We start from the raw sequence: 3,053 nt of genomic DNA, 5'->3' as shown, positions 1-3,053 counted from the left end.
AGGGAAAATAAAGAATGATTGATCCCAGCTGTCTAGTCGTTGATGGATCGTGAACGAAATGAAAAAAGGAGTGCACATGATGAGAAAATTATGGGTTGCCTTTTTTGCTTCTCTCGTTCTGGCGATGCCGTCATGGGTGTCTGCTCGAAGCCATGCAGGCGGGGGGGCCGATGTGCATTTGCCGGTCGGCCATATGTGGAAGCATGAGGGACTTGACGAGCAAAAGTGGATGGAGATGGTCCAAAAATATACGCCTGAGCAGGAAGAAGAATGGAAAAAAGTGCTGGATGAGCGGAACGCGTTGCGTCAGCAGTTGAACGATGAAAATGTGAAACAGGCCATCAAAGAAAAGTGCAAAAAGATGAAAAAAGAGCGCGAAGCAGCGCTTGACCGGCTCATCGACCAGCTGGCCAATAAAAAAATCACCAAAGAACAGTTTAAACAAGAGCTGAAACAGTTGCATAAAAAGAAACGGTGGATGACGAAAGAAGAAAAACAACAGCTTCACCAGCTTCATGAACAAACGAGGCAAGCGATGGAGAACAACGACCAGGAGGCGATGAAAAAGCTGCTTCCGCAATGGCTTGAGCATATGAAAAAGAAAAATGAACGGTTGGCGAAATGGCTTCAGGAAGTGAAACAAGGATGATATAATGAAGAAAAAGGCCGTGTTCAATGCACGGCTTCTTTTTTTACATTTTGGTTGGAAACGCCTTTTGGTTGTCTGCCAAGGCAGGCAGTCCGGGAAGATTGCGCCTGTTTTTGCGCAGAAACCGACTCAGTCTGCCTGATGCTGGAATGGGAGGGTTGCGCCGTGGGGTATCCGATTGTTCTTCATGTGCGCGGCCGCCGCGCGGTCGTTGTCGGCGGCGGGAAGGTGGCGGCAAGGAAAATTCATGGATTGTTAGAGGCAGGGGCGGAAATCGTGATGATTGCGCCTGAAGCGGAGCCGGAGCTTCAAGCGTTGGCCGCGGGGGGGATGATCGTTTGGAAGAAAAAGCGGTTTGACCCAGACGATTTGGCGGAGGCCTTTTTGGTGATTGCCGCGACGAATGATCGCAAGGTGAATGAAGCGGTGGCGCAAGCAGCAACACCCGGTCAACTCGTAAATGTCGTGGACGACCCGGAGCGATGCGATTTTCACGTTCCCGCTGTTGTCCGCCGCGGTCCGCTTACCATTGCCGTGTCGACCGGGGGGGCAAGTCCGGCGGTGGCCCGCCGCATTCGCCGCCAGCTTGAGGAGAAGTATGGCGAAGAGTATGGGCCGTATCTTCAGTTTTTGCAGCGGGCCCGCGACGTTGTATTGCGCGAAGTGGAGGACGCTGAGGGACGGAAGCTGCTGTTTCAGGCGCTCGCTGCTGATTCTTTCCGGCAGCGCGGCCGATGGGATGAAGAGTTGGCCCAGCTATTGGCGAACGAAAAAGAACGAAATGGGGAAAGAGGGAAAGAGCTATGAACATTCCGATGTATATTGTCGATGCGTTCACTGACCGGCCGTTTGCCGGCAACCCGGCGGCCGTCTGCTTGTTGCCGCAGCCGGCCCGTGATGAGTGGATGCAGCGTGTTGCCGCAGAAATGAATTTGTCTGAGACGGCTTTTTTAGTTCCACATGAGGGCGGCTATCGTCTGCGTTGGTTTACTCCTAAAGCAGAGGTTGACTTGTGCGGCCATGCAACGTTGGCGAGCGCCCATGTGCTGTGGGAGCGCGGGGAACACCGCCGAGATGAAGCGATTGCCTTTTTCACGAACAGCGGGGTGTTAACGGCTGTCAACAACGATGGCTGGATTCGGCTTGATTTTCCGAATGAAGCGCCAATGTTGGACGAGTCGCCTCCTGCCGTGCTCACCGACGCCTTGGCGGTAAAGCCGCTGTTTATCGGACGAAACCGGTTTGACTATTTAGTGGAAGTTGATTCAGAACGAATCGTGCATGAGCTGCAGCCGGATTTTCACTTGCTTCAACAAGTGGATGCCCTCGGTGTGATCGTAACAAGCCGCTCGATGACGGAGGGAGTAGACTTTGTATCGCGGGCTTTTTTTCCAACTATTGGTGTTCCTGAAGATCCAGTCACCGGCTCGGCGCACTGCTGCCTTGGGCCGTATTGGGCGGACAAGCTTGGGAAAACGACGTTAGTCGGCTACCAAGCTTCAGCCCGCGGCGGCATTGTGCGGGTGACGATGGCGGGGGAGAGAGTGCATCTGGAAGGAAAAGCGGTCACTGTGCTGAAGGGGGAATTGGCCGAAGAAGCGTATGTTTGGCTATAGATGAAGATAGCAGCTGCCTGGCCGGACAGCGATGTTTGCATGCGTTTGGACAATGGGATCGCACCCAATAGGAAAATAGGGGGGCGGAACAAAGCGCCCCCACCCAAATCGGTGTCCGACCGCTTAATCATCCCACCGATACGTCCAAAACCGCTCCGTTTTCAGCCAGGCAAGCGCATCGCCGCGCTTGGAGGCTGCCTGCATCAGCCCTTCGGTTTGCGAACGGTGGGCGCGAATGGCGGCCAGCTTCGTCTCGATCACCGAGCTGACATCGCGCACGACATCCGGCTGGCCAAGGTCTTGTTCGCAGTTTTTCGCAAACGCAACGCAATGGACGGTTGGCCGTTCTTCTTTCGGCCAGCGCTTTAAGGCGCGGATGACAGCGGCTCCACACGCGTCATGATCGGGATGGACGCTGTAGCCGGGGTAAAACGTAATGACAAGCGATGGATTCGTTTCCGCCACGATGGCGGCGATCCGGTCAGCCAGCTCTTCTTCATCCTCAAACTCGACCGTCTTGTCGCGATAGCCGAGCAGGCGCAAATCATGAATGCCAAGAATGCGGCATGCTTCCTCCAGTTCTTGCTTGCGGATGTGTGGAAGCGTTTCGCGGTTGGCAAACGGAGGCACGCCCATATTGCGCCCCATTTCGCCGAGCGTTAAGCAAACGTATGTCACCGGCGTGCTGTTTTGCGCATGCTCGGCAATCGTTCCCGACACGCCGAACGCTTCATCGTCCGGGTGGGGAAAAACAACGAGCACATGTCGTTCATTCAACGGAACTCCCT

The 3,053-nt window shown here is 54.7% G+C and carries 4 protein-coding genes; 3 read left to right on the top strand and 1 reads right to left on the bottom strand.

Annotated elements, in window-relative coordinates:
• Positions 1-79: 79 nt before the first annotated feature.
• From GZ1_RS17545 to GZ1_RS17535, 3 genes are all read left to right on the top strand, one after another.
• Positions 80-649 (top strand): PX domain-containing protein, encoded by a 570-nt coding sequence (locus GZ1_RS17545; protein ID WP_015373923.1) that lies wholly within the window; start codon positions 80-82, stop codon positions 647-649.
• 165 nt (positions 650-814) lie between these two features.
• Positions 815-1,456, top strand: coding sequence for a precorrin-2 dehydrogenase/sirohydrochlorin ferrochelatase family protein (locus GZ1_RS17540; RefSeq protein WP_033005042.1), 642 nt, complete (start codon positions 815-817; stop codon positions 1,454-1,456).
• A complete protein-coding gene (locus GZ1_RS17535) occupies positions 1,453-2,265 on the top strand; it encodes a PhzF family phenazine biosynthesis protein (RefSeq protein ID WP_060789003.1) in 813 nt (270 codons plus the stop codon). The genes GZ1_RS17540 and GZ1_RS17535 overlap by 4 nt, the downstream gene beginning before the upstream one ends.
• Positions 2,266-2,388: 123 nt before the next feature.
• On the opposite strand, the gene bshB2 is transcribed toward GZ1_RS17535, so the two are convergent.
• On the bottom strand, positions 2,389-3,042 hold the full coding sequence (gene bshB2 / locus GZ1_RS17530) for a bacillithiol biosynthesis deacetylase BshB2 (RefSeq protein ID WP_015373926.1): 654 nt from the start codon (positions 3,040-3,042) through the stop codon (positions 2,389-2,391).
• Positions 3,043-3,053: the final 11 nt, after the last annotated feature.

This window comes from Geobacillus zalihae NBRC 101842 (assembly GCF_001544135.1).
GTDB classification, from domain to species: Bacteria; Bacillota; Bacilli; order Bacillales; family Anoxybacillaceae; genus Geobacillus; species Geobacillus zalihae.
Note: the sequence above shows the minus strand (reverse complement) of the source record. Positions and strands in the feature narration are given on the sequence as shown.